At 64.0% G+C, this 17,987-nt stretch carries 19 protein-coding genes; 16 read left to right on the top strand and 3 right to left on the bottom strand.

The window, feature by feature from the left end; genetic code table 11:
• Positions 1–2 precede the first annotated feature (2 nt).
• Positions 3–1,025, bottom strand: a complete 1,023-nt coding sequence (locus ACFLEY_RS17425; RefSeq protein ID WP_060907969.1) for a lysylphosphatidylglycerol synthase transmembrane domain-containing protein — start codon at positions 1,023–1,025, stop codon at positions 3–5.
• Between the two features lie 12 nt (positions 1,026–1,037).
• A complete protein-coding gene (locus ACFLEY_RS17420; protein WP_249163113.1) occupies positions 1,038–1,625 on the bottom strand; it encodes an SIS domain-containing protein in 588 nt (195 codons plus the stop codon).
• 160 nt (positions 1,626–1,785) lie between these two features.
• Between ACFLEY_RS17420 and ACFLEY_RS17415 the strand changes: the two genes are divergently transcribed.
• The 6 genes from ACFLEY_RS17415 to ACFLEY_RS17390 all read left to right on the top strand — a co-directional run bounded on the left by ACFLEY_RS17415 (position 1,786) and on the right by ACFLEY_RS17390 (position 8,385).
• The gene (locus ACFLEY_RS17415; RefSeq protein ID WP_011088169.1) at positions 1,786–2,814 is read left to right on the top strand and encodes an SDR family oxidoreductase; all 1,029 of its coding nucleotides are present in this window, start codon (positions 1,786–1,788) and stop codon (positions 2,812–2,814) included.
• Positions 2,815–2,898: 84 nt separating this feature from the next.
• Entirely contained in the window at positions 2,899–4,464 is a 1,566-nt protein-coding gene (locus ACFLEY_RS17410; protein WP_097532105.1) for a PfkB family carbohydrate kinase, read from the top strand.
• Positions 4,465–4,488: 24 nt separating this feature from the next.
• Positions 4,489–5,490, top strand: a complete 1,002-nt coding sequence (locus ACFLEY_RS17405) for an NAD(P)-dependent oxidoreductase (RefSeq protein ID WP_028171385.1) — start codon at positions 4,489–4,491, stop codon at positions 5,488–5,490.
• Complete coding sequence (locus ACFLEY_RS17400; protein ID WP_211433876.1) at positions 5,487–6,107, top strand: hypothetical protein; 621 nt, start codon at positions 5,487–5,489, stop codon at positions 6,105–6,107. The genes ACFLEY_RS17405 and ACFLEY_RS17400 overlap by 4 nt, the downstream gene beginning before the upstream one ends.
• Entirely contained in the window at positions 6,104–6,937 is an 834-nt protein-coding gene (locus ACFLEY_RS17395) for an aminoglycoside phosphotransferase family protein (RefSeq protein ID WP_249163110.1), read from the top strand. The genes ACFLEY_RS17400 and ACFLEY_RS17395 overlap by 4 nt, the downstream gene beginning before the upstream one ends.
• 104 nt (positions 6,938–7,041) lie before the next feature.
• Entirely contained in the window at positions 7,042–8,385 is a 1,344-nt protein-coding gene (locus ACFLEY_RS17390) for an IS1380-like element ISBdi2 family transposase (protein ID WP_396604703.1), read from the top strand.
• 150 nt (positions 8,386–8,535) lie between these two features.
• Here ACFLEY_RS17390 and ACFLEY_RS17385 read toward each other — a convergent pair whose 3' ends face one another.
• A complete protein-coding gene (locus ACFLEY_RS17385) occupies positions 8,536–8,733 on the bottom strand; it encodes a hypothetical protein (RefSeq protein ID WP_171901099.1) in 198 nt (65 codons plus the stop codon).
• Between the two features lie 16 nt (positions 8,734–8,749).
• Between ACFLEY_RS17385 and ACFLEY_RS17380 the strand changes: the two genes are divergently transcribed.
• From ACFLEY_RS17380 to ACFLEY_RS17335, 10 genes are all read left to right on the top strand, one after another.
• Positions 8,750–9,598 (top strand): transketolase, encoded by an 849-nt coding sequence (locus tag ACFLEY_RS17380; RefSeq protein WP_039184759.1) that lies wholly within the window; start codon positions 8,750–8,752, stop codon positions 9,596–9,598.
• 10 nt (positions 9,599–9,608) lie between these two features.
• A complete protein-coding gene (locus ACFLEY_RS17375; RefSeq protein WP_060907973.1) occupies positions 9,609–10,568 on the top strand; it encodes a transketolase family protein in 960 nt (319 codons plus the stop codon).
• 8 nt (positions 10,569–10,576) lie between these two features.
• Positions 10,577–11,683: a DegT/DnrJ/EryC1/StrS aminotransferase family protein gene (locus ACFLEY_RS17370; RefSeq protein ID WP_011088176.1), complete on the top strand. Its 1,107-nt coding sequence runs from the start codon at positions 10,577–10,579 to the stop codon at positions 11,681–11,683.
• On the top strand, positions 11,673–12,791 hold the full coding sequence (locus ACFLEY_RS17365) for a DegT/DnrJ/EryC1/StrS family aminotransferase (RefSeq protein WP_396604702.1): 1,119 nt from the start codon (positions 11,673–11,675) through the stop codon (positions 12,789–12,791). The genes ACFLEY_RS17370 and ACFLEY_RS17365 overlap by 11 nt, the downstream gene beginning before the upstream one ends.
• A complete protein-coding gene (locus ACFLEY_RS17360; protein WP_060907974.1) occupies positions 12,788–13,594 on the top strand; it encodes a sporadic carbohydrate cluster 2OG-Fe(II) oxygenase in 807 nt (268 codons plus the stop codon). Before ACFLEY_RS17365 ends, ACFLEY_RS17360 begins: the two co-directional genes overlap by 4 nt.
• Positions 13,587–13,979, top strand: a complete 393-nt coding sequence (locus tag ACFLEY_RS17355; protein ID WP_060907975.1) for an LIC12192 family sporadic carbohydrate cluster protein — start codon at positions 13,587–13,589, stop codon at positions 13,977–13,979. The genes ACFLEY_RS17360 and ACFLEY_RS17355 overlap by 8 nt, the downstream gene beginning before the upstream one ends.
• 25 nt (positions 13,980–14,004) lie before the next feature.
• Complete coding sequence (locus tag ACFLEY_RS17350; protein WP_028171377.1) at positions 14,005–14,670, top strand: class I SAM-dependent methyltransferase; 666 nt, start codon at positions 14,005–14,007, stop codon at positions 14,668–14,670.
• Positions 14,648–15,226, top strand: coding sequence for a WbuC family cupin fold metalloprotein (locus ACFLEY_RS17345; RefSeq protein ID WP_060907976.1), 579 nt, complete (start codon positions 14,648–14,650; stop codon positions 15,224–15,226). The genes ACFLEY_RS17350 and ACFLEY_RS17345 overlap by 23 nt, the downstream gene beginning before the upstream one ends.
• Before the next feature lie 332 nt (positions 15,227–15,558).
• Positions 15,559–16,776, top strand: coding sequence for a class I SAM-dependent methyltransferase (locus tag ACFLEY_RS17340; RefSeq protein WP_060907977.1), 1,218 nt, complete (start codon positions 15,559–15,561; stop codon positions 16,774–16,776).
• Positions 16,769–17,974 carry a class I SAM-dependent methyltransferase gene (locus ACFLEY_RS17335; protein WP_211434201.1) on the top strand — a complete coding sequence of 402 codons (1,206 nt, stop codon included), beginning with the start codon at positions 16,769–16,771 and terminating at the stop codon, positions 17,972–17,974. Before ACFLEY_RS17340 ends, ACFLEY_RS17335 begins: the two co-directional genes overlap by 8 nt.
• The last annotated feature ends 13 nt before the right edge of the window (positions 17,975–17,987 follow it).

The following is a 17,987-nucleotide window of genomic DNA, read 5'->3' as shown; positions in this document are numbered from 1 at the left end:
GGTCAAGGGTGGCTCGATACCTCCTCGGCCTTCGCCAGCCCGTAGTTCGGTGATTCTTCGGCAGCCTTCGCCGCCTTGCCCGCGGAATACGAGCCGCGCTCCGGACTTGCCAGCCAGATCACGCCGCCTGCAAGACCGATGAACACGCTGACGGCCCCCAGCAGGAGCGAAACCGACAGCGCCTCCTCGGAAGGAACGCCCGCAAGGCCAAGGCAGGCGACCATGGCCCCCTCGCGAACGCCCCAGCCGCTGATCGAGATCGGAACAGCCGTCAACAGCACCACCGGCGGAATCAGGATGCCGGCGTCCAGCACCGAGAGCTGCGCTCCGACGCCGCGCGCCAGGACGTAGCAGGCCGCTGCCGTCACGAGATGGATGAGGAGCGCCGACCCGAGCAGCAAACCGCGGCACTCGGATCGCACGAGAAGAAACCTGACGAGCGTTCCGAACCGGACGAAGCTTGCGATCGCGGGAAGCGCGATGAGACGCTTCGGCAGGCGATCGAGCGTCAACAGGACCACGGTGCCGGCGACACCCGCCAGCGTCAGCCCGCCGATCGCCAGGATCGCGGCCTCGTTGGACACGCGCGACATCAGGAGCGGCAATCCCGCCGCCATCAGCACGATCAGCCCGATCAACGCCGTGAAACGGTCTGCGGCAACCCCCTTGACCGCCTCCGGCCACTGCACGCCACGCTGGCGCAGCAGCCACATCCGAACCGCGTCACCGCCGACCGACGACGGCAGCACCTGGTTGAACCAGAGGCTGATCATGAGGATCCGCCAGCCGGCGAACCAGTCCAGCGACACGCCGAGCGCACGCATGATCAGCTCCCACCGGCCGTTGAGCACGAAGGTCTGAAAGAAGATCAGCGCCAGCGCGAGAGCGAACAGGAAGGGGTCGACGGAGACGAGATGAGTCCGCAACCGGCCCAGATCGAGGCCGCGCGCGATATAGGCCAGCACCGCGATCGACAGCAACAGCTTCACCGAAAACAAAGCCGTCTGTTTAAAGCGCGACTGCATCCGATACCCGCCTCAGGACGCCGGGTATTCCGCGCGACCGATGACGAGGTCGATCGCGGCCATCATCCAGAACTGGTGCGTGGTCTCGACAATGTTGTAGCTGCGGCTGTCCACCCAGAAATTGACGTCGCCGAGATTACGCAGGGGATTGCCCGCATTCATGCCCGACATCGTGATCACATCGAGCTTCATCGAACGCGCCTGCGCGACCGCATTGAGAATGTTCTTCGAGCGCCCCGACGAACTGATCGCAACGAGGCAGTCGCCGGCGCGGGCGCTCAGCCGCACGGCGTGCGCGATCCAGTCCTCAAAACCGTAGTCGTTGGCGAGGCACGACATCATGCTTGCATCGCTGAAGCACAGCGCAGGCACCGATGCGTTCTTTGCGAGGTCGATCGCCAGATGCGAGGCGATGCCGGCCGAGCCGCCATTACCGATGAAGATGACTCGACCGCCCTGCTCGCGCGTGCGCAACCAGGCCGTGCGAGTGGCAGAGATGCCGGCAAAAACACCGTCGTCAATCGCCGTCGCGCGATGAAGGCGTCCGACGTAATCGTCGAGGAAAGCCTTGTGATCGGGATCGAGAGATTCGGCGGGCATGGCGTGACGGCTCGACTGTAACATGACGCCCTGATGCCGGCTGTTACTAGCGATTGCAAAGGTATAATACTTGCAAAAGTTGCGACCGACTGTTAGTCGGCTTCAGGGTTTCACTCAACATTGGCGACGCCCGCAGGGCATTCGCGCTACGGATGTTCCTATGAAATGCATCGTCACTGGCGGCGCCGGTTTCATCGGCAGTCACCTCGTTGATCGCCTCCTCGATGACGGCCACGAGGTGATCGCGCTCGACAATTTCGTCATCGGACGTTCCGAAAATCTATCGTCGCGCGCCGATTCGAGCCGGCTGAAGATCGTCCGTGCCGACGTCACTGACCGCGAGTCGATCAGCCCGTATTTCTCCGGTATCGATTGGGTGTTTCACCTCGCGGCACTCGCCGACATCGTTCCCTCGATCGAATCGCCGATCCCGTATCACCGCGCCAATGTCGACGGCACGGTCAACGTTCTCGAGGCTGCGCGGGAGGCAGGCGTCAGCCGCTTCGTGTATGCGGCGTCGTCGTCCTGCTACGGCATCCCCGACATCTATCCGACGCCGGAGAGCGCCGAGATCCGGCCGATGTACCCCTACGCGCTCACCAAGAATCTCGGCGAGCAGTGCGTCATGCACTGGTGCCAGGTCTACAAGCTTCCGGCGGTGGCGCTCCGTCTGTTCAACGTGTTCGGGCCACGCCATCGCACCACGGGGACCTATGGTGCCGTGTTCGGCGTGTTCATGGCGCAGAAGCTCGCCGGCAAGCCTTTCACGGTGGTCGGCGACGGCGAGCAGACCCGCGATTTCACCTTCGTCAGCGATGTCGCCGACGCCTTCGTCACGGCAGCGCGTTCCGACGTCTCGCACGAGATCTTCAACGTCGGCTCGGACAACACCTACAGCGTCAACCGGCTGGTCGAGTTGCTCGGCGGCGACAAGGTCCACATTCCCAAGCGCCCCGGCGAGCCCGACTGCACCTACGCCGACATCACCAAGATCAAGCGGGTCCTGAAGTGGACGCCGAAGGTGAAATTCGAGGACGGCGTCGCGACGATGCTGAAGTCGATGGACCAGTACAAGGACGCTCCCCTGTGGACGGTGGACAAGATTGCCGACGCCACCAAGGACTGGTTCAAATATCTCGGTGACGACAGCGATTCGGCGCCCGGTACCCCGCAGAAGGCAAGCTATTGAACAGGTTCGCCGGGTATCATTACCGCGAATCGATCAATTTCGGACCAGCCGGCTGAGGCCGGCCGGCGCTTTTGGGTAACTCACATGGGCAATTCTGCGACAGACAAGGCGGCCGTCCATCCGGCGCCGCACGAGAAGATCAAGACGATCGAGGAACTGGGAGCGGTCGCGCGCGCCGCGCAGGCCGAGGGCCGCACCGTTGCGCTCTGCCACGGCGTGTTCGATCTCGTGCATCTTGGCCACGTCCGGCACATCCTGGCGGCGCGCAACGAGGCCGACGTCGTCATCGTGACCGTTACGGCCGACCGTTTTGTCAACAAGGGCCCCGGGCGGCCGATCTTCCCGGAGAACATGCGCGCCGAGATGCTGGCCGCGCTCGGCACGGTCGACTGGGTCGGCATCAACCAGACATCGAGCGCCGAGCCGATCCTCGATACCGTGCGCCCCGACATCTACGTGAAGGGTTCTGACTACGAAAACCCCGAGGATGACGTCACCGGCAAGATCGCCACCGAGCGAGAGGCCGTCGAGCGTCATGGCGGCCGCATCGTCTTCACGCGCGACGTGACCTTCAGCTCGTCGTCGCTGATGAACCGCTACTTCGACATCTACGATCCCCCTCTGCGCGACTACCTCCAGAAGGTGCGCGAAGGCGGTGGCGCCGAACGACTGCTGAAGCTGATCGACAAGATCCAGGACATGCACGTCGTGCTGGTCGGCGACACCATCATCGACGAATACCAGTACGTCACGGCGCTCGGAAAGGCCTCGAAGGAAAACATCGTCGCCACCCTGCTCAAGAACGGCGAGCAATTTGCCGGCGGCGTCATCGCCGCGGCCAATCACGTGGCGAGCTTCTGCAAGTCGGTGGAGATCGTCACGACGCTGGGTGGCAACGACTACCCTGAAGAGTTCATCCGCGCGCATGTCCGCCCGAATGTCACGCTCACGCCGATCCGCGTTCAGGGCCGTCCGACGACCCGCAAATTGCGGTACGTCGAGCTGGGCTATCTGCACAAGCTCTTCGAAGTCTACACCATGGACGACACGCCGCTCGACGAGACCGAGCGGAAGGAGATCGACCGTATCACCGCCGAGCGCGTTCGCGGCGGGGATGTGGTGATCGTCACCGACTTCGGTCACGGCATGATCGCACCCAGCACGATCGACACGCTGATCGCGAACTCCAGGTTCCTGGCGATCAACGCCCAGAGCAACAGCGGAAACCACGGCTACAATCTGATCACGAAGTATCCGCGCGCCGACTACATCTGCATCGACGCGCCGGAAGCGCGCCTGGCGGCCACCGACAAGTTCAACGACATCGCGTCGGTGATCGAGAACGGCCTGCACCGCAAGATCGACTGCAACAACATGATCATCACGCACGGCTCCTTCGGCTGCTACCCCTTCTCGTCGAAGACGGGTGTCGCGCGTGTCCCCGCTTTCACCAAGACCGTCGTCGACACCGTCGGCGCGGGCGATGCCTTCCTGACGATCACGGCGCCGCTGGTTGCCGCGGGCGGCAATATCGAGGACGTCGCCTTCATCGGCAATGCCGCAGGCGCGATCAAGGTCGGCATCGTCGGTCACCGCAACTCGGTCGAAAAGGCCCCCCTGGTCAAGTTTGTCACCGCGTTGCTGAAGTAGCGCAAAGAATTCTGGAGAACGACAGTGATTGATCAGAAATGGAACGTGATGGTCACCGGTGGCGCCGGCTATGTCGGCAGCGTGCTGGTTCCCCACTTGCTGGCCGCGGGCCACAAGGTCACCGTGCTCGACCTGTTCATGTATGGCGAATCCGTCTTCGACGCGGTTCGCAACAATCCGAATCTCCGGCTGATCAAGGGCGACATCCGCGATGAGGCCGCGATCAACGAGGCCCTGCGCGGCAACAACGCGGTGATCCACCTCGCCTGCATCTCCAACGACCCCTCGTTCGAGCTGGATCCGGCGCTCGGCAAGTCCATCAACTACGACTGTTTCCGGCCGATGGTGCGCGCCGCGAAGAAGGCCGGCATCAAGCGCTTCATCTACGCCTCCTCCTCGAGCGTCTACGGCATCAAGGACGAGGCCGAGGTGACCGAGGAGCTGTCCTGCGAGCCGCTCACGGACTACTCCAAGTTCAAGGCGATGTGCGAGACCGACCTTGCCGACGAGGCGGCGTCCGGGTTCGTCGCCTGCACCGTTCGTCCCGCCACCGTCTGCGGCTACGCACCGCGGCAGCGGCTCGACGTCGTCGTCAACATCCTGACCAATCTCGCGGTCAACACCGGCCGCATCCGCGTGTTCGGCGGAACGCAGCGCCGGCCCAACCTGCACATCGAGGACATGTCCGCGGCCTATCTGTTCCTGCTTCAGCAGGACGACGCAAAGATCGACGGAAAGACCTACAATATCGGCTACGAAAACCACTCGCTCATGAAGATCGCCGACATCGTGAAATCGGTGGTGGGCAACAACGTCGACATCGCGGTCGAGCCGACCGACGACCTGCGCTCCTACCATGTGTCCTCGGAGAAGATCCGCCGCGAACTCGGATTTGCGCCGACGCACACGATCGAACAAGCCGTGTCCGGACTGGTGGACGCCTTCAAGGCCGGCCGCCTGCCGAACTCGCTCAACGACCCCCGGTACTTCAACATCAAGATGATGCAGAATATCAGCCTGAAGTGAGCGGCGTGCGGATCGGCATCGATTTCGACAACACGATCATCTGCTACGACAAGGTCTTTGCCGCCGTCGCGCGTCAGCGCGGGCTGGTGCCCGAGGGCTGGGAGGGGCCGAAGACCGATGTGCGGGATCATCTGCGATCCCGCACTGGCGGCGAGCTCGCTTGGCAAGGGCTGCAAGGCTTCGTCTACGGCAAGGGCATTGGCGGCGCCGAAATCTATCCGGGCGTGCGGGAATACCTGGCGGCGTGCAGGCACGCTGGCGCGAAGGTGTACATCGTCAGCCACAAGACCCGATTCGGTCATCAGGATCCCGACCATACCGACCTGCGTGAAGCCGCGCGCGGCTGGCTGCGTGGTGCCGGCCTGATCGACGCTGCGGATGCGGCGGTGGCTGCCGGCGACGTGTATTTCGAGGACACGATGGCCGCCAAGGTCGAGCGACTCGTGAGCCTGGAGCTCGACATCTTCATCGACGATCTCGTCGAGGTGTTCGAGCAACCGCATTTTCCGAAGGGCACGCGATCGATCCTGTTCACGCGTTCGCAGCCTCCCCACCCCGAACACTGCAAGCCGATCGCGACATGGACCGGCATCCGCCACGAGGTGTTTGCGGAATGAGCGAGCCCGAGATCAGCGCGCCGGATGCAATGGCGATCGGCAGCCGCCTGGCCGGAGCGCGGGTCGCGGCCGCCCAACCGGCGCGGGCCGGCGGCAACAACAGGGTGTTTCGGCTGGAGATGGCGGAGGGACCGCCCCTCGCCCTCAAGCATTATCCGTCCGACGGGCGCGATCGCCTGGGACAGGAATATGACGCGCTGTCGTTTCTGTCGCGCCACGGCATCATGTCGACACCGCGCCCGATCGCGAAGGATTCGGGTGCGTTCTGCGCGCTGTATCAATGGTTCGACGGCGAAGCGGCGGTGCTGCGCCCTCAGGACGGCGATGCCGATCAACTGGCTGATTTCCTGATCGCGTTGCAGAAACTGCGCAACGCCGACGGGGCGCAAACTTTGCGGAACGCTTCGGCCAGCATCTTCTCGCCCGAGGAAGCCGTCGCCCAGTACGAGCAGCGCCTGGACGGACTGAGGCGCGCTTCGGATGATCATCCGGACCTGCGCGCGTTCATGGACGACAGCCTGGTTCCCAGCACTGCCATCGCGATTCGGCGGCTCCGCCAGCGCTATGCGGAACTCGGCCGGGATCCCGCAGCGGACCTTGCGCCCGCGCATCGCGCGTTGAGCCCGTCGGATTTCGGACTACACAATGCGCTGCGCGCCGCGGACGGCCGGCTGCGCTTCATCGACTTCGAATATTTCGGCTGGGACGATCCGGTCAAGCTGGTGTCGGACACCGCGATTCACCCCGGTAGCAATCTGCCTGAAGCCAAAGCAAATCGATTGACCGAACGCCTCGCGCAAGCCTTCGCGGCTAGCCCGTCTTATTCGTAAGAGTGCGCCTGAGGGCTGGCGAGCGTGGTGTAAAGCGCTGATGCGGCGTAGGATTCGGTTGCGAAGCCACCCCATCACCTTCAACCGCGAACGCCACGCCCGCCATGACCGATGATACGATTCTGCCCTTCTCGTTTCCAGCCATTCACGCCAAGAAAGTCACAGCTGCCTTCGATGGTGGGCGCCTAACCTCGAACGGGGGCGTGATGCTTCTGGCGATGGCCGAGCGGCGTCTCGGCTTGGCCGACAATCTGGCCCGGGTGTTCCCGGATCGGCGCGATCCGACGCGGGTCGTGCACAGCCTTGTCGATATGTTCCGCGCGCGCATGTTCGCGATCTGCTGCGGCTACGAGGACGCCGACGACCTCGATCATCTGCGGTCCGATCCCGCATTCAAGCTGGCCTGCGGACGGCTGCCGGACACGGGCCGCGATCTGTGTTCCCAACCGACGCTGTCGCGGCTGGAGAATGCTCCGCGCCTGCGCGACGTGATCCGACTGACCTACATTTTGGTCGACGCATGGATGGATAGCTACCCGCGCGAGCCGGCATCCGTCACGCTCGACATCGATGATACCTGCGATGTCGTCCACGGCCATCAGCAGCTCTCGCTGTTCAACGCTCATTATGACGAACGCTGCTTCCTGCCGATCCACGTCTACGACACGGAGAAGAGCCGTCCCGTGGCGGTCGTGCTGAGGCCCGGCAAGACGCCGGGCGGCGTCGAGGTGCGTGCCCTTCTGCGCCGCCTGGTACGGCATATCCGGACGCGGTGGCACAACACGCGAATTACGTTCCGTGGCGACGGGCACTATGCCCGGCCGGAGGCCATGGCGTGGTGCGAGACCAACGGCATCGACTACATCTTCGGTCTGTCCGGCACCAAGCCTCTCGCCAGAAAAGTCGACGAGGTCGCCGACGACATCCGCACCCGACGCGCCATCGAGAACCTGCCGGTTCTGCGTGGCTATACCGAGACCCGCCACAAGGCAAAGTCCTGGGATCGCGAACGGCGCACCGTCGCCCGTATTGAGGCGACGATGCTCGGCCTCGACATCCGTTTCGTCGTCACCAGCCTCGATGTCGGCTCGGCCGAGTGGATCTACGACAGCCTGTATTGCGCGCGCGGCCAAGCAGAGAATCTGATCAAGCTGCATAAGACACAGCTCGCCTCCGACCGCACCAGCTGCCGTTCGGCGCTCGCCAACCAGGTCCGTCTCGTGCTCCATACGGCCGCTTATTGGCTGATGCTGACCGTGCGCGACGCCATTCCCAAAGCCCGGGAATTGGCCACTGCCGAGTTCGCGACGCTGCGTCTTCGGCTCTTGAAACTCGCTGCCCGTGTGGTCGAGACCACGAGCCGCATTCGCCTTGCGTTTGCCGCGGCATGTCCCGAAGCCGACCTGATCCGCGGCTTGCCCGGCGCGCTGCTGCCGCTCGGTCCTTGACCGGCGGGGCGTCCGCCCCCGTTCGCCCAACCCATCCCTCAAGCGCGTTGCAAAGTACCGGTCGTCAGGCGGCGAAAAGCCGAAGGCAATCCTGTGCGCCTCGTCAGACAAGATGTGCGGCCGCATCAATCGGGCCCAAAAGCCGCACTCTCACGAATAGGACGGGCTAGGGATGACGCGTTTGCGATCCGCCTTGACGTACTGTATCCTCTCTTTGGAGCGATTTGGTGCCTGATTGTCCTGAATGCCTATTTGCCGGAAAGCCGCTCCCGGCGCGCCTTGGCTGCGCAAGGTGGCGACCTGACGGTCCGCCTCGCCGGTCAGCTCGACAAAGCCCGCCAGCTCCATCAAACGATTTGCCAACGTGATCCAGATCTCACCCCACGCTGAAGCCGCCCTCACCTGCACGCTCGACGAGCGCAGCCTTTACCTGCGCCGCCTGGTCCTCGGTTCTGTCCGTTCGGCGGGACGCGGACATGTCGGTCCGGCCCTGTCGCTGATCGAGATGGTCCGCGTGCTCTACGACGATGTGCTGCGGATCGATCCGAAGAACCCGCGCGATCCGAACCGCGACCGCGCGATTCTCAGCAAGGGACACGGTTGTCTGGCGCTCTACGCGCTCCTGGCCGATCGCGGCTTCTTCCCCCTGTCGGAGCTGGACGGCTTTTGCGGCCCGGACAGTATTCTGGGCGGACATCCCGAATACGGAATGGTGCCTGGGGTCGAGGCCTCGACTGGCGCGCTTGGACATGGTCTGTCGATCGGTGTCGGCCTTGCGCTCGCCGCACGCATGCGCGAACGCACTTACCGCACCTTCGTCCTGCTCGGCGACGGCGAGATCAACGAGGGATCGGTGTGGGAGGCGGCGATGGGCGCGGCCAAGCACGGGCTCGACAACCTCGTCGCGCTGATCGACTACAACAAACTCCAGAGCTACGGACCCACCGACTACGTGCTGCCGCTGGAGCCGCTTGCGGACAAGTGGCGCAGCTTCGGCTTTGCCGTGCAGGAGCTCAACGGCCACGACGTCGGCGCCCTGCGCACCGTCCTGAAGCAAGTCCCGCCCGTTGCGGGGAAACCCACCGCGATCATCTGCCATACCGTCAAGGGCAAGGGTCTGCCGGCCGCAGAATCCAACGCCGACTGGCATCACAAGAACAAGCTGACCGACAGCGAGCTCGACGCGATACGCGTTGCTGTCGGCGATTTTTGATCGGCACCCCATGCGCAACACCGCCATGAACATGGTCCACAAGCTCGCCGCGCGCGACGAGCGTGTGCTTTACATCGGCTCCGATCCCGGCGCGGGCACCTTGCGCGCGATGAGCAAGGAGTTTCCGAAGCGCCATCTGATCGAAGGCATCTCGGAAGCGCACATCATCGGCATGTCGGCTGGCCTCGCGATGGAAGGCTTCGTGCCCTACGTCAACACAATCGCGACATTCCTCACTCGCCGCTGCTACGAGCAGGTCGCCGTCGACCTCTGCCTGCACAATCTGCCGGTGCGGCTGATCGCCAATGGCGGCGGGCTCGTCTATGCGCCGCTCGGCCCCACCCACCAGGCGATCGAGGACATCGCCATCATGCGGGCGCTGCCCAACATGACGGTGGTCTGCCCGTGCGATGCCGACGAGGCGGCGCGCATGATGGAGCAGACCCTCGACTGGAAGGGACCGATCTACATCCGCCTGGGCAAGGGCGGCGATGCCGTCGTCTCGAAGGCCGAGCACGGCTTTGAGATCGGCAAGGCCATCCTGATGCGGCCGCCGGGTGACGTCCTCATGGTGACCACCGGAATCATGCTTCAGCGGGCGCTGGCTGCAGCCGACCTGCTGGCGGCACAAGGCGTCCGCGCGGGCATCCTGCACATGCATACCGTCAAGCCGCTCGACACCGAGGCGCTGCTGCAAGCGATCCGCGGCATCAAGCTTGTGGCAACTCTCGAGGAGCATGTCCCGTCCGGCGGCCTCGGCAGCGCGGTCGCGGAGACGCTGATCGACAAGCTCGGGGCAGGCCTGCCGGCGATGCTGCGGCTGTCGCTGCCGGACAGCTTCATGCACAATTACGGCTCGCAGGACTCGCTGCTGAAGAAGCACGGGCTTTCCGCCGGCGCCATTGCCGCCTCGATCGAGCGCGCGCTTGCCGCCTCGCACACCGCCTCCCCTCAACTCCATTCCACCTGACGGGCCACATGTACGACGTTCGATATTCCTATCTGCTCGAGCAATTCTCCGATCCTGCCCCCATCCTGGCCGAGATCGGCCGGCTGGTCGCGACCGGGGACTTCACCCTTGGCAAGCCCGTCGCCGAATTCGAGAAGCGCTTTGCCGAGCTGATCGGCGTGCGCCACGCCATCGGCGTCGGATCGGGCACCGACGCGCTCAAACTGCCGCTCAAGGCGCTCGGCATTGGCCATGGCGATGAAGTCATCACCGCCGCCAATACGTTCATCGCGACCGTCGGCGCCATCGCGGAGACCGGGGCGAAGCCCGTGCTGGTCGACTGCGACGATTCGTTCTGCATGAACGTCGACTATGTCGAAGCCGCGATCACAGCGAAGACCAAGGCGATCATGCCGGTTCAGTTGACCGGCGAGGTCACCGACATGGGCAAGCTGATGGCGATCGCGCAGCGCCACAACATCCCCGTCGTCGAGGACGCCTGCCAGGGCATCCTGTCTGAGTTCGCGGGAAAGCGCTCCGGCACCCACGGCATCGCGGCCGGCTTTTCCCTGCACCCGCTCAAGAACCTGAACGTCTGGGGCGATGCCGGCGTCGTCGTCACCAATGACGACGGCATGAACGAGAAGCTCCGGCTCATCCGCAACCACGGCATGAAGAACCGCGACGAGATCGCGATCCTCGGCTGCAACTCGCGGCTCGATTCCTTGCAGGCCGTCGTCGGCAACTGGCTGATCGGCCAGACCAGCGAGATCACGCGGCGCCGGATCGAGAACGCGGCCTATTACGACGCAGGCCTCGCCGGCCTGCCCGGCCTGCGCGTCCCGCCGCGCCGGCCCAACGTGAAGCACGTCTATCACCTCTACATGGTGTTCGCCGAACGCCGCGACGAGCTTTACAAGTACTGCCTGGACAACGGCATCGAAGCCAAGATCCACTATCCGATCCCGCTGTATCAGCAGGAAGGCCTCAAGCATCTCGGTTACGCCCCCGGAACGTTCCCGGTTACCGACCGTCATGCCAAGGAAGTCATCAGCTTCCCGGTGGACCAGCACCTGACACGCGCGCAGCAGGACCGCGTCATCGAGACTGTTCGGAAGTTCTGCCATGGACGCTGACACCGGCCGCCGGCGCATCGGTTACGTCAACCTTCCGGCGCAATTCGAGGAAGAGCGCGCCGAGATCATGCAGGCGGTCGAGGGCGTGTTCCAGCGCGGCGATTTCATCGGCGGTGCGGCGGTCGGAAAGCTCGAAGAGGAATTGTCCGCCTATCTCGGCTCGCCGCATGTCGTGACGCTGAATTCCGGCACCGATGCGCTGATCCTCGCGATGAGGGCGCTCGACATCGGTCCCGGCGACGAGGTCATCACCCCGCCGAATTCGTTCGCGGCATCGACCGCCGCGATCATCGCAGTCGGCGCCTCGCCGGTCTTTGCGGACGTGCTGCCGGACCAGAACATCGATCCGGCCGCGGTCGAGGCCGCCGTCACGCCGCGGACCAAGGCGATCATGCCGGTGCACCTGACCGGGCGCATGGCCGACATGAACCCGCTGATGGCGATCGCAAGCAAGCACGCCCTCGCCGTGATCGAGGATAGCGCGCAGGCCGTCGGCTCGACCTATGACGGGCGAATGAGCGGCACCATCGGAACCTTCGGCTGCTTCTCCGCGCATCCGCTGAAGAACCTCAATGCCGCGGGCGATGCCGGCTTCCTCGTCACCGCCGACGCCGAGCTTGCCGCACGAATTCGCCGCCTGCGTAATCACGGTCTGATCAACCGCAGCGACGTCCAGGAATGGGGCATCGTATCGCGGCTCGACACGCTGCAGGCCGAGCTGCTTCGCATTCGCCTGCGCAACCTGCCCTCGGTGATCGAGCGCCGGCGGCGCAACGCCGCGCAATACCGCGCCGAGCTCGCAGGCCTGCCGCTGTTCATTCCGCCCTGCCGCAACATCGAGTTCAACACGTTCCACACCTTCGTGGTGCAGACCGACCGCCGCAACGACTTCCAGAAATATCTTGCCGACAACGGCATCGAGACCGCGATCCATTATCCGGTCCCGATCCACCTGCAGCCGGCGGCAGCGCATCTGGGTCATGGTCGCGGCGCATTTCCGGTGACCGAGCAGCAGGCCAACCAGATCCTCACCCTTCCCATCAACCAGTTCCTCTCGGCCGCCGATATCAGCTATATCTGCGCGACCGCCCGGGAGTACTTCGCATGACGGATACGGACTTCCTCGAGGCCGATGAGCAGGCGCTGGCGCAGCGCTTCATCGACGATGGTTTTGTCACCACGCCGGCCGACGACCGCGCCGGGCTCGACCGCATCCAGCGGCGCGCCGCCGAACTCGCGGCGGACTATCTCAAGCTGCCGCACAGCAACGATCCCTATGCGATGCTCGACACCATCCACACGCGCGTGAACGTGGATGATCTCAACGGATTGCGGCTGCACGTCTTCAACGGCCTCAACGCCGAGCCCTGGTTCCGGCCGACCTATTTCCGTCTGGCGCGCTCGACGATCGAGACCATCGTCGGCAACGAGCTCTGCATGCAGCGCCGCGTCAATCTCAGCATCCAGCTTCCCGGCGACAGCTCATCGCTGCTCGCCACCCATTCCGACGTCTGGTCGGGGGACTCGCCGTTCGAGGTCGTGGTGTGGGTGCCGCTGGTCGACGTCCGCCACACCAAGTCGATGTACCTGCTGCCGCCGTCCCTGAACGGCGAGATGCAGGACCGGATGGCCAGCCTGCGCAGCGCCGAGGAGCTGTACAAGACGATCAAGCCGCACGCGACCTTCATCGAGATCCCCTACGGTCACGTGATGCTGTTCAACCAGACCCTGATGCACGGCAATCGCGTCAACGAGGAGCCCGGCACGCGCTGGAGCATGAACTGCCGCTTCAAGAGCATCATGTCCCCCTACGCGGACAAGCGCTTCGGCGAATTCTTCGAACCGATCCTGCTGCGCCCGGCGACACGGGTCGGCATGCAATACAAGCTGCCCGGAGGCTTCCATGGCTGAGCGAGCCGGCCATCGCGGCTATATCGGCGCCCGCCCGCTGAACGGCAGCCGTACCCCGCAGCACGTCCAGAACATCGTGATCCGCGACTATGCCCGGCGGAAGAACCTGCACTATCTGCTCAGCGCCGCCGAGCACACCATGCCCGGCAGCTACATGGTGCTCGAGGATATCCTGGATGAGCTGCCGCGGCTGCGTGGCCTGATCCTTTACAGCATCTTTATGCTGCCGCCCGACGAGGCACGGCGGCGGGAGATCTACGACCGCGTGCTGCGCGAGGGCTGCGATCTGCACGCGGCCGTGGAGGAGATCACGCTCTCGTCGCAGAAAGACGTCCAGGCCGTCGAGGACATCCTGCTCGTCAATAAATTCGCGACCATCCTGTGACTATGCCGCGGACCGGTTGACGATCATGACCGAGATCAACCTGCTCCAGCCGATGCACGCATCGACCAAGCGGGACTACGTTCAGCGCGTGCTCGAGCATGACAAGGCCGAATCCGCCGCCGTGGCGCGGCAATGGGGGCGCGACTACTGGGACGGCGACCGCCGTTACGGCTATGGCGGCTATCGCTACGACGGACGGTGGCGCCCGCTCGCCCAGACCCTGATCGACCGCTACGGCATCAAGCCGGGCATGAGCGTGCTCGATGTCGGCTGCGGCAAGGGCTATCTGCTCTACGAGTTCACCCAACTCGTCCCCGACCTCACGATCGCCGGCATCGACGTCTCCGAGTATGGCATCGCCAACGCCAAGGAGGACGTGCGGCCGCAGTTGAGGGTCGGCAGCGCCGTCGAGCTGCCCTACCCCGATCACAGCTTCGATCTCGTAGTGTCGCTCGGCGTGCTGCACAACCTTCCACTCGAGGACGTCTTCCGCGCGGTGTCGGAGATCGAGCGTGTCGGACGCGGCGCCTCGAAATATCTGATGGTGGAATCGTTCCGCAACGAGCGCGAGAAGGCAAATCTCCTCTACTGGCAACTCACCTGCCTGAGCTTCCATGGCCCGGACACATGGGCCTGGATCTACGATAAATGCGGCTATCGGGGCGACCATGGGTTCATCTTCTTCGAATGAGACGGCGCGTCCGCGCCCACCGACTTCGCTGCGCGCGCAAAATCCGGAAGTCTACTATTCGGACGACGCCATCGTCACGGCGGACGACGCCACGATCGCGGAGCTGAAGCGTATTGCCGCCGGCAACCCGCGCCTGCGCAGCCGGCTGTGCACGCATCCCGATCCCTCGTCCGGCCTGCATGAGATGCTGATCGTGCATCATCGCGAGGCCTATGTGCGACCCCACATGCATTTTGGCAAACCTGAATCGTTTCACGTGATCGAGGGCTCCGCGCAGGTCGTGATCTTCGAGGATGACGGCCGCATTCGCGACGTGCTCGAGATGGCGCCCTACGGCCAGGGCAAGCGCTGCTACTACCGGATGCCCGAACAGGTCTTCCACTCGATCCTGATCACCTCGGAGTGGCTGGTGTTTCACGAAACCACCGCCGGTCCCTTCGACCCCTCCCGCACGGCTTTTCCCGACTGGGCACCGGATGGCAGCGATGCCGCCGCGGTTCAGGATTATGTCGCGAAGACTGGCGTGCTCGCCGCGGAGCATCTGGCGGGACGTTAGATTTCGACTGATACCGCTACTCGACTATACCGCCTTGAACGTTCGAGGAAGACCTACCCGATGAAGCTGCCTACGTTACGCGCGACTTCAGAAAGATCGCATTGGGGACCGCCGACACGGCGGAAGCCACGCCGTACCCGCTTCCCTTCAATGGACTGCCGCGCGTCTTGCGGGACCTACCGACGACTGCTACCTGCATTGGTTGAGGACGCAACGGCCAGAGGGCTGCGCCGTGCACCCCGGGTTGGATGTATCCGGGACCATCTCATTGCGGGCCGCGCCGGTTTCATTGAAAATCGCCCCGTCAGACCCGCCAAATGCGAGAACAACCAGTGACCGACCATTGCCGCCTCTGCCATTCGACCAACCTGCGACCGGTCATCGACCTCGGGCAGATGCCGATTGCGCATCGGCTTCGGCACAGCCGGAACGAGCAGGAGGAACGGTATCCGTTCGAGGTGCTCGCCTGCGGCGATTGCGGTCTGCCGCAGATCGTCAAGCCGATTGATCCCGACATCCTGTATCGCCAGTTCAATTACAATTTCAGCAGCTGGAAGCCTGAGCCGCACCAGGTCGACGAGCTCGATACCATCGCGAAATTCTCGAGCCATCAATCCGTGTTCGAGATCGGCTGCAACGACGGCCTGTTCATGGACAAGCTTCGCGAGCGCGGCGCGAAGGTTTTGGTCGGCGTGGAGCCCAACCCGGTGTCGGGCAAGATCGCCCGCGAGCGCGGCATCAAGGTCTATGCCGACATGATCAGCCCTGCGATGTGTCACGACGCCGTGGCGCAGGCCGGCAAGTTCGATCTCGTCGTCTCGCGCCAGGTGCTGGAGCACATCGTCGATTTCGAGAACTTTTTCGATTGCGTGAAGATCGCGCTCAGCGACGACGGGCTGCTGTTCATCGACGTGCCGGATTTCGCGCCCGGCTCGACGGCCGGCGACCTCTCAGTCCTCTGGGAGGAGCACGTCAGCTATTTCACCGAGCCGACCCTGGTCGCGCTGCTGGCGCGCCACGGCTTCGAGGCGGTGTCCGTGAAGAAATACAATTTCAGCGGCGGCACCCTCGCGATCGCGGCCCGCCGTGCGACGCGCGACGTGACGCCACCGCCCGCCCCCGCCGGCGTCGGCGAGAAATTCGGCCAGCGCGCGAGGGAGTATGGCGCCCGCCTGCGACCGATTCTCGCCAAGGCCCGCGCCAGCGGCGCCGAGATCGCCATCTACGGCGCGGGCTGCCGCGCCTGCACCTTCACCAATGCCCACGAACTTGCGGATCTCGTCGATCTCTCGGTCGACGATCAGAAGGAGCGTCAGGGATTGTTCCTGCCCGGCACCGGGATTCCGATCCGATCGCCCGAGGATCTCGCTGGAAAGTCCGAACCGCTCGTCTGCCTTCTTGCCGTGAACCAGGAGAACGAAGCCAAGGTCAGCAGCCGGCTGCGCGAAAACGTGAAGCGTCCGCTGCACATCGTCCCCATCTTCGCGCCGTCCGATATCTGGAGCGAGCTCGATCGCCTCGAGGCGGCCGCAGGGTCGCAGCATGGCTGACGACAAGCTCTTCAACTACTACGAACGCCAGGACATCCTGCCGACGTTCGGCAATTTCAAATCCTCTGCCGAACTCACCGCCTACGCCGGCCAGCGTCGCGAGCTTTTTTCGGACAAGCTGGTGCTGCCTGCGCGGCTGTTCCGCGATGCGGAGGTTCTCGAATTCGGTCCTGACTCCGGTGAGAACGCCCTGGTGTTTGCCGGCTGGGGCGCGAACATGACGCTCGCCGAACCGAACCGGCATGCGCACCCGAAGATTGAGGCCTACTTCGCGCATTTCGGCCAGGCGGAACATCTTCGCGAACTCGCATTGTCCGACGTCGAGGGGTTTCGCAGCGACCGCCGTTTCGACGTCATCGACGCCGAAGGGTTCATCTACACGGTGCAGCCGAGCGAAAAATGGCTCGGCATCTTCCATCGGTTGCTCAATCCGGACGGTTACGCCGTCGTTTCCTATTACGAACGTTACGGCGGCTTCTTCGAGCTCGCACTCAAGGCGATCCATGCCGCCGGCAAGGTCTTGACGGGCCGCCCCGCGCTGGAGACGGCGAAGCTGCTGTTCGAGCCGAAGTGGAACAGCATTCCGCACACCCGCAGCTTCGAATCCTGGCTGATGGACGTGCTCGAGAATCCGTTCGTCCGGTACCGCTACTTCCTCGATGCGGAGGCCCTCTGTACGGCGGCGCATGAGCAGGGGTTCGACATCCATTCGGCATGGCCCGCCTATCGCGACAGCCTGGACGTCTACTGGCACAAGAAGGTCCTGTCGGCGGACGAGAAACTGCGTCGCGCCACACGCCATCTCGACCGCAGCCGTCTGAGCTTCCTCGGGGGACGAAAGCTTTATCTGGTCGGCAAGGCCGACGCGGTGAGCGCGATCTCGGCTTCGATCGAAGCTCTGGTGCTCGATGTGGACAGGATGATCGACGAGCCCTTCGGCGACAGCCTGCCCCGCGTGATCACCAGCCTCGCCTCGTTACGCGAGACGATCCTGACGACGGACATTCTCGCCGACGATGCTTCCGACATCGAAGCCATCACCGCAACGCTCGACAGTTTCCATCGCATCTTCAGCGCGATCGGACGGCGCGATGCGTCCGCGATCGCCGCCCTCACCCAGTCAGACCAGGCGTTCATCGACACCTGGGGGCAGCCGGCGCATTTCCTCGTCGTCCGGAAGCGCATCGAGGGATCGTAGCAAGTGAGGCCAG

It is taken from the genome of Bradyrhizobium sp. YCK136 (assembly GCF_044570075.1).
Lineage (GTDB): Bacteria > Pseudomonadota > Alphaproteobacteria > Rhizobiales > Xanthobacteraceae > Bradyrhizobium > Bradyrhizobium diazoefficiens.
This window is presented reverse-complemented; position numbering and strand designations above follow the sequence as displayed.

Excerpts from the sequence above, each read along its gene's own strand:
- ACFLEY_RS17370 (WP_011088176.1), top strand. The coding sequence starts at position 10,577 with ATGTACGACGTTCGATATTCCTATCTGCTCGAGCAATTCTCCGATCCT.
- ACFLEY_RS17355 (WP_060907975.1), top strand. The coding sequence starts at position 13,587 with ATGGCTGAGCGAGCCGGCCATCGCGGCTATATCGGCGCCCGCCCGCTG.
- ACFLEY_RS17425 (WP_060907969.1), bottom strand. The coding sequence starts at position 1,025 with ATGCAGTCGCGCTTTAAACAGACGGCTTTGTTTTCGGTGAAGCTGTTG.
- ACFLEY_RS17375 (WP_060907973.1), top strand. The coding sequence starts at position 9,609 with ATGCGCAACACCGCCATGAACATGGTCCACAAGCTCGCCGCGCGCGAC.
- ACFLEY_RS17345 (WP_060907976.1), top strand. The coding sequence starts at position 14,648 with ATGGGTTCATCTTCTTCGAATGAGACGGCGCGTCCGCGCCCACCGACT.
- ACFLEY_RS17395 (WP_249163110.1), top strand. The coding sequence starts at position 6,104 with ATGAGCGAGCCCGAGATCAGCGCGCCGGATGCAATGGCGATCGGCAGC.
- ACFLEY_RS17350 (WP_028171377.1), top strand. The coding sequence starts at position 14,005 with ATGACCGAGATCAACCTGCTCCAGCCGATGCACGCATCGACCAAGCGG.
- ACFLEY_RS17360 (WP_060907974.1), top strand. The coding sequence starts at position 12,788 with ATGACGGATACGGACTTCCTCGAGGCCGATGAGCAGGCGCTGGCGCAG.
- ACFLEY_RS17335 (WP_211434201.1), top strand. The coding sequence starts at position 16,769 with ATGGCTGACGACAAGCTCTTCAACTACTACGAACGCCAGGACATCCTG.
- ACFLEY_RS17420 (WP_249163113.1), bottom strand. The coding sequence starts at position 1,625 with ATGCCCGCCGAATCTCTCGATCCCGATCACAAGGCTTTCCTCGACGAT.
- ACFLEY_RS17410 (WP_097532105.1), top strand. The coding sequence starts at position 2,899 with ATGGGCAATTCTGCGACAGACAAGGCGGCCGTCCATCCGGCGCCGCAC.
- ACFLEY_RS17415 (WP_011088169.1), top strand. The coding sequence starts at position 1,786 with ATGAAATGCATCGTCACTGGCGGCGCCGGTTTCATCGGCAGTCACCTC.
- ACFLEY_RS17390 (WP_396604703.1), top strand. The coding sequence starts at position 7,042 with ATGACCGATGATACGATTCTGCCCTTCTCGTTTCCAGCCATTCACGCC.
- ACFLEY_RS17385 (WP_171901099.1), bottom strand. The coding sequence starts at position 8,733 with ATGGAGCTGGCGGGCTTTGTCGAGCTGACCGGCGAGGCGGACCGTCAG.
- ACFLEY_RS17365 (WP_396604702.1), top strand. The coding sequence starts at position 11,673 with ATGGACGCTGACACCGGCCGCCGGCGCATCGGTTACGTCAACCTTCCG.